The sequence below is a fragment of the Sphaerochaeta sp. genome, assembly GCF_050178175.1.
GTDB lineage: Bacteria > Spirochaetota > Spirochaetia > Sphaerochaetales > Sphaerochaetaceae > Sphaerochaeta.
The window spans coordinates 1-6,744 of the sequence record NZ_JBFXGH010000118.1; the positions used below are offsets into that span (position 1 = coordinate 1).

Here is a 6,744-nt window from a genome sequence, read left to right on the forward strand (position 1 = left end):
AGAATAAAGAGAGTTGAATGGGTGGAAGAGGGGCAAGATAGAAACCCTTCACTCGGTATTAATATATCGATATAGCTATACTATAATAAAATAGTGTAAAAAAAATGCTTGACAGATAACACTTGTATGATAACCTATCAGTGATACTGACTTGGGGGGAGCTTTTAATGCCGCAACAGAATTCAACGAAAATTGTGAGACAAGAGAAGATTTCCAACCAAGTATATGAACAGTTACTTGCCCAGATCAAGAGCAATAAATGGAAGGAGGGCGCAAAGCTTCCTTCCGAAAATGAAATGAGGCAAGAATTTGGAGTGAGCCGCATCAGCATTCGTGAGGCGATGCAGAAGCTCAAGGCCTTGGGAATCATAGAGACACGCCACGGGGAAGGGTCCTTCATCAGGAGAGTGACCAGTGAAAATTACCGTGACATGTTGTTTCCCATGTTCATGATTGATAAGAACTCCTTGCAGGAGATTCTTGAGTACAGGATGGTAATGGAAGTAGGGGCAACGGAGATAGCCGCTACGAGAATCACGAAAGAGGAATGTGACGCACTTGAGGCAATTGTTGTCCGGATGGAGCAGAATACCACTGATATAAAGGTATTTGCCCACGATGATATCCAGTTCCATATGGCTATCGCAAAAGCAACGAAAAACAACATGCTGATTAATGTGGCTCTTTTCATGCAGGATTTGATGAATGCAAGCATGGAGTCCATTGTCACTCATTTGGGTATGCATGATGGACGGTATTATCACCGGGTCATCCTCGAAGCATTAAAGGAACATAATAGGGAAGAGGCAGCCAGGCTGATGCGAGAGCATGTGGCCAAGACTGTGGACCGGATTTCAGAGTTAGCTGAGCTGTAGGTTTTAGTAACAGATGAAGCTGATGAGTGAAATGCCTTGTATGGGTCTTATAACTTATAGGACGTCATATAACTTATGAGTAATTTTATGGCTTATGCCATAAAAAAATAAAAGGAGAGTTTTGTATGAAGAAAAACAGAATTCTTGTTATCCTTCTGGTACTGTTGGTTGCGACTTCACTGTTCGCAGAAGGTCAGAAAGAGGCTGAAAGCACCAAGCTTTGGCCTAAGACACAGCCGGTAGTATATGTCGGCTTCGGAGCCGGTGGTGGTACTGATACCGCTGTTCGCCCGGTTATCGCAAAGATGGAAGAGTATCTTGGGGAAACCATCAATGTGGTCAACCAGGAAGGTGCTGCATCCGCAGTTGCTGCTAATACTGTAATGTACAGCAAGAAGCATGATGGTTACAGTATGTTTGCAACCGGTAGTGGTCCAATCTCTGGATTCCGCGTAATGGGCACCAGTGACACCTATTGGGCTGACTGGGCTTCCTTCCACGCCTACATGGGTGCAGCTGCTCTTGTTGTTGCTGCAGATTCCGACATCCAAACGTATGCAGATGCAGTGGCTTACCTCAATAGCGGCAAGCAGAATATGGCAATCAGCGGCTTTGGTGTTGGCCCCCACGTTCTTTTCGAGGCAATCCGTGAAATTGCTGGCATCGATGCTCCCAACTACATGACCGCTGGTTCCTGCCGCCAGGCTGGTATCAATGTCATTGCAGGTGATGCAGAAATTGCCATGGGTACCTTCTCCTCCTTGATTGACTTCATCAAGGCTGGGCAGCTTCGTGCCCTCGCCATCACTGATACCAATGACTACACTGACTTCGGACTCAACATTCCCTCCATCACGAAGGTGCAGGAAAATGCAGAGAACATTCCCTTGCTCAGTGAGACTTGGCCTCTCTTGATCCCCCGTGATGTACCTCAGAACATCCTTGATGGTCTGACTGAGGCCTTCTACTGGGCAGTAGAGCAGCCTGAGATCGTTGACTATGCAAGAGAGCAGGGATTGGTTCTTGCTGGGTATGCTGGCGAAGATGCTGACAGGTTCCTTGCAATCCAGGAAGCTGGATATGCCTGGACCTTGCACAACGTCGGTTCCACCGTTAAGAGTCCAGCTGAGTTTGGTATTCCCAAGCTTGCAGACTTTGACTGGGACGTGGCTAAGCAGAACATCAAAAAATAATATGTCTTGCTTCGGGGGATGGTTTCCCATCTCCCGAAATTATTAGGAAAAGGATAGTTGCATGAGCCAAATAAAGAAAACAACTGCTTCCGATCTTATCATGGGTATACTCCTGTTGGCATTCGGAATTTATCTTATTGTTGAGTCCTTGGGAATGAAGGTGTTCAACAGTTTTCTCGATGCACCAGGATTTTTCCCATTCATTCTGGGAATCATATTCTGTCTGTTCGGAATCGTCATGTTGGTGGGGTCAATTCGAGGGGGGAGTGTAGCAGCAACAAAAGCTACATTTCGAAAGGACAACCTGATTGCTTTGTTCCTCAACCCCGAATCAAAACGCGTAGTCATTCTCTCATTCTTTATGGTGGTCTATATCTATGGCTTGATTGGTAGAATCCATTTTGCAATAGCCACCTTTCTCTATCTGGTTGTTACCTTCTGGTATCTGAAATCTACAACCTGGTTGAAGAATATCATTATTTCAGTCCTTTCAGCGTTACTGATCAGCGCTATTTTCCAGTATGTCTTTAAAATTCCTCTTCCATAGAGGTGGGAGCACCTATGTTTGAAGCATTTGCACAGCAATTTGCCCTGTTCGGGTCCGCAGCAGCACAGGCGTTCGGATTTCCACAGGTATTCGTTACAATGATTGCAACCGTGGCCGGTATCGTGGTTGGAGCAGTTCCAGGACTGACCGCTACCATGGCCCTCGCCCTGCTGATCAACCTTACCTACTCAATGCAGCTTGCCACTGCCGTAGCCTTCCTCCTCGGAGTCTACGTCGGAGCTGTCATGGGTGGTTGTTATTCGGCAATTATGATCAACATCCCTGGGACACCATCAGCGGCGGCAACCGCCTTGGATGGATTTATCCTTGCAAAACAAGGTCATGGTGGACAAGCGATTGGAGTTGGTATCATTGCCTCGTTTGTAGGTACACTGATCTCGATTCTCTTGTTGATCTTCCTGACCCCATTCCTCTATAAGATCGCCCTGAAGTTCGGCCAGTGGGAGTATTTCCTTATCTCCGTCTTCGGCATCATGATCTGCGGCAACCTCTCCACACAGAGTACTCCTCTCAAGGGTTGGATCGTAGGATTCCTGGGATTCTTTACTGCCATGATCGGTCTGGATGCCGTCTATGCGTTCCCAAGGTTTACCTATGGCAGCTATGACTTGATGGGTGGTATCTCCCTGATTCCTGCACTTATCGGTGTATTTGGCATCTCTGAGATTCTTTCTGTCTTACAGGAAGATATCCCATACTCCATTGAGAGCCAGCTAGGAAAAGTGCTTCCCGATAAGAGTATGGTAAAGGATGTACTTTCTACAGCTGTCCGCTCCGGCTTTATCGGAAGTGGCATCGGGGCAGTCCCGGGTGCTGGTGAAGATATTGCGGCTTGGGTTAGCTATGATGTTGGCAAGCGACGCAGCAAGCATGGACATCTTTTTGGAAAGGGAAGCTATGAAGGCCTCGCGTCTGCTGAGACAGCGAACAACGCCTGTATCGGCGGTGCGATGATCCCCCTGCTTACCCTTGCTGTTCCTGGATCTCCCCCAGCGGCCATGTTCCTTGCAGCCATCTGGCTCCATGGTATCAAGCCGGGTCCAATGCTCGCACTTGAATCCCCGGACTTCCTCTACCTGACTGCAGTGACGCTTTTGATCGCAACCGCATCGATGTTGGTATTCGGTCTGCTGCTCACCAAGCCAATGGTAAAGATCCTGAAGATAAACCGGAAGATCTTGATGCCGATCATTGTTCCCCTGACGGTCATCGGAGCGTATGCTGGAAACGTGAACATCTTTGACATCCATGTCATGTTCATCTTCGGTATCCTCGGATACATCCTGCGCAAGCTCAACTATCCGATGGCACCTCTGGTACTGGGAATCATTCTTGGACCTACGGCTGACATCAGTTTCCGCCAGGCCCTCATGCAGGGACAGGGTTCACTCATCCCATTGCTGGGTCGTCCCGTTGGTATCGTATTGATGCTTGCTATTGTCTGGATTTTTATCAGTGGTGTAAAAAACAGCCGCTTGCAGAAGAAAACCAGCGCTAGCGAACCACAATAAAGGAAGTTAATCGTGAATGTAAAAGATAAAGTCATCCTGGTCACCGGCGGAGCCGGTGGCCTGGGAGCAGTCATGGTTGAGAAGCTCTGTAAAAATGGTGCAAAGCTGTACATCCTCGACCTTGATGAGAAAAAAGGGATGGAGTTGGAAGCAGAACTCGTAAAGAGCTCCTATCCCGCAAGCTTCATCCAGATGGATCTTACCAGCGAAGAAGCATGGAAAGAGACCATTGATACCGTAGTGGCAAAAGAGGGCAGGATTGATGTCCTGGTGAACAATGCCGGGATCAACATCAGAAAACCAATCGAGGAGATGGTCATCAGTGAGTTCAACACCATGATGCTCGTCAATGTTGGTTCAGTATTCCTCGGCACCAAGTACGTGATTCCTGTCATGCGCAAACAGGGTGGTGGGGCAATCATCAACACCTCCTCTGTCTGTGGTTTGATCGGGCACCGCTACACCCCTGAGGCGTATACCACCACCAAGGGTGCGGTCACACTGCTGACCAAGTCCATTGCCAGTAGATACGGAAGTGAGAACATCAGGTGCAACTCAATTCACCCCAGCACAGTCGATACACCGCTTGTGCAGGAGATGTTCAAGGACCCGGTAAAGAAACAACAACGGTTTGATGAGGTTCCATTGGGGCGTCTTGCCACATCTGATGATGTTGCAAACGCTGTTTTGTACCTCGCAAGCGAAGAGGCCTCTTTCATCAATGGAGTTGCCCTGCCGGTGGATGGCGGAGTCACCTGTTGCTGAATAATGTAAGCGTAGCAAGGAGCGAGAAGATGAACTATTCTCAAGAATTGGTAAAGGAACTGAAGCTGAAGGCGATCCAGGTACGTGCAAACATCCTGGAGATGATCCCGCCGGGCAAGGTGGGGCACCTGGGCGGCAGCAGCTCGATAGCGGATGTGATGGCGGCCCTGTACTTCCACACGATGAAGGTGAACAAGGACGACCCGAAGGATCCCAGCCGTGATCGCTTGATCATGAGCAAGGGGCACGCGGTCCTGGTGCAGTATGCATGCCTTGCCGAGTTGGGGTACTTCGATCGTAGCGAGCTGGGCAAGGTGAAGACCTTCGAGGGCATCCTGCAGGGACACCCGGATATGGACAAGACCCCGGGCATCGAGGCGGTGACCGGGAGCCTGGGACAGGGACTGTCGGTTTCCCTCGGTGTCGCCCTTGGCCTCACGCTGGATAAGAGCGACAGCCGCGTATACACCATCCTGGGAGACGGCGAACTTGCAGAGGGACAGGTATGGGAGGCCGTGATGGCAGCCTCGGTGTTCAAGGCAAGCAACCTGACCGCCATCGTGGACTGGAACGGCGTACAGGCGACCAGCACCACCGCAGAGATCTTCCCGATTGAGAACCTGGTGGAGAAGTGGAAGGCATTCGGGTGGAACGTCATCGAGATCGACGGGCACGACATGGTGCAGATCCTGGAGGCAATTGATGCTGCCAAGGCATACAGGGAAGGTCCGACGGCGATCATGGCACACACCATCAAGGGCAAGTGCTTCCCCTTTGCAGAAGGTAAGGCCAAGTACCACAACGCGGCGATGACGGAAGAAGAATACAAGATGGCATGGCAGTGCATAGCCGACATGAGGAAGGAGGTAGAGGCATGAGGACGACAGACAGCCTGAGGACAACCTACGGCGAGACATTGGTCGAGCTGGGAAAGGACAACAAAGATATCGTGATGCTGGAAGCCGACCTGGGCAACTCCACGATGAGCAAGCTGTTCGCAGCGGAATACCCCGAGCGCTACTTCCAGATGGGGATCGCCGAGCAGAACATGGCCAGCGTGTCGGCCGGGCTCTCGCTGACGGGCAAGGTGCCGTTCATGAACTCGTTCGCGGTGTTCGCCTCCGGGCGAGCATACGACCAGATCCGCTCCTCGATCACGATCGCGAACCTGAACGTGAAGATCTGCGGCTCGAGTGCCGGGCTCTCTGACTATGGCGACGGCAAGACGCACCAGAGCATCGACGACATTGCGCTGATGCAGGTGCTGCCGCACATGACCGTGCTCAGCCCCTGTGACGCAGTGGAGACCGAGAAGATGGTCAGGGCGATGGTCGAGGAGAAGGGACCGATGTACCTGCGCATCAACCGAAACGATTTGCCGGTGGTGACCGACCCGGACGAGGAGTACCACATCGGCAAGATGACCCAGATGGTCGACGGAGGGGACGTGGTGATCTTCGCCACCGGCGTGATGGTGCAGCAGTCCATGGAGGCTGCAAGGACCCTCGCCCAGGAAGGCATCTCTGCGCGTGTGGTCAATGTGTCGACAATCAAACCGCTGGACACCGAGGCCCTGCTCGGCTTCTGTGACGGGGTGAAGGGCGTGGTGACCGCAGAGGAACACAACATCATCGGCGGGCTGGGCAGCGTGGTGTGCCAGGCACTTTCCAAGAGCCGTCTGCCCATCGAGATGCTGGGGGTGGATGACCGCTACGGCACCAGTGCGGAGAACTACGAGATCCTGCTCAGGCACTACGGCTTGTTGGCGGAGGATGTCGCGAAGAAGGTCAGGAGCGTCCTGGCTGATAAGTAAGGAGCAAAGAGATGAAGAT

7 protein-coding genes are annotated in these 6,744 nt (G+C 51.2%); all 7 read left to right on the forward strand.

The features are described 5' to 3' along the window. Positions 1 to 167: 167 nt before the first annotated feature. Positions 168 to 875 carry a FadR/GntR family transcriptional regulator gene (locus AB7S66_RS10590; protein ID WP_428519817.1) on the forward strand — a complete coding sequence of 236 codons (708 nt, stop codon included), beginning with the start codon at positions 168 to 170 and terminating at the stop codon, positions 873 to 875. A gap of 125 nt (positions 876 to 1,000) precedes the next feature. Beyond that, positions 1,001 to 2,068: a tripartite tricarboxylate transporter substrate-binding protein gene (locus AB7S66_RS10595; RefSeq protein WP_428519819.1), complete on the forward strand. Its 1,068-nt coding sequence runs from the start codon at positions 1,001 to 1,003 to the stop codon at positions 2,066 to 2,068. 61 nt (positions 2,069 to 2,129) lie between these two features. Continuing rightward, positions 2,130 to 2,615 carry a tripartite tricarboxylate transporter TctB family protein gene (locus AB7S66_RS10600; protein WP_428519821.1) on the forward strand — a complete coding sequence of 162 codons (486 nt, stop codon included), beginning with the start codon at positions 2,130 to 2,132 and terminating at the stop codon, positions 2,613 to 2,615. A gap of 14 nt (positions 2,616 to 2,629) precedes the next feature. Continuing rightward, positions 2,630 to 4,147 (forward strand): tripartite tricarboxylate transporter permease, encoded by a 1,518-nt coding sequence (locus AB7S66_RS10605; RefSeq protein WP_428519823.1) that lies wholly within the window; start codon positions 2,630 to 2,632, stop codon positions 4,145 to 4,147. A 12-nt stretch (positions 4,148 to 4,159) separates the two neighbouring features. After that, entirely contained in the window at positions 4,160 to 4,912 is a 753-nt protein-coding gene (locus AB7S66_RS10610) for an SDR family NAD(P)-dependent oxidoreductase (RefSeq protein WP_428519825.1), read from the forward strand. A gap of 29 nt (positions 4,913 to 4,941) precedes the next feature. Then, entirely contained in the window at positions 4,942 to 5,790 is an 849-nt protein-coding gene (locus tag AB7S66_RS10615; RefSeq protein ID WP_428519827.1) for a transketolase, read from the forward strand. Further along, complete coding sequence (locus tag AB7S66_RS10620) at positions 5,787 to 6,725, forward strand: transketolase family protein (protein WP_428519829.1); 939 nt, start codon at positions 5,787 to 5,789, stop codon at positions 6,723 to 6,725. The genes AB7S66_RS10615 and AB7S66_RS10620 overlap by 4 nt, the downstream gene beginning before the upstream one ends. The last annotated feature ends 19 nt before the right edge of the window (positions 6,726 to 6,744 follow it).

What these genes read in the sequence shown, in the direction of transcription:
- AB7S66_RS10590 (WP_428519817.1), top strand. Translation starts at nt 168, where the DNA reads ATGCCGCAACAGAATTCAACGAAAATTGTGAGACAAGAGAAGATTTCC.
- AB7S66_RS10595 (WP_428519819.1), top strand. Translation starts at nt 1,001, where the DNA reads ATGAAGAAAAACAGAATTCTTGTTATCCTTCTGGTACTGTTGGTTGCG.
- AB7S66_RS10600 (WP_428519821.1), top strand. Translation starts at nt 2,130, where the DNA reads ATGAGCCAAATAAAGAAAACAACTGCTTCCGATCTTATCATGGGTATA.
- AB7S66_RS10605 (WP_428519823.1), top strand. Translation starts at nt 2,630, where the DNA reads ATGTTTGAAGCATTTGCACAGCAATTTGCCCTGTTCGGGTCCGCAGCA.
- AB7S66_RS10615 (WP_428519827.1), top strand. Translation starts at nt 4,942, where the DNA reads ATGAACTATTCTCAAGAATTGGTAAAGGAACTGAAGCTGAAGGCGATC.
- AB7S66_RS10620 (WP_428519829.1), top strand. Translation starts at nt 5,787, where the DNA reads ATGAGGACGACAGACAGCCTGAGGACAACCTACGGCGAGACATTGGTC.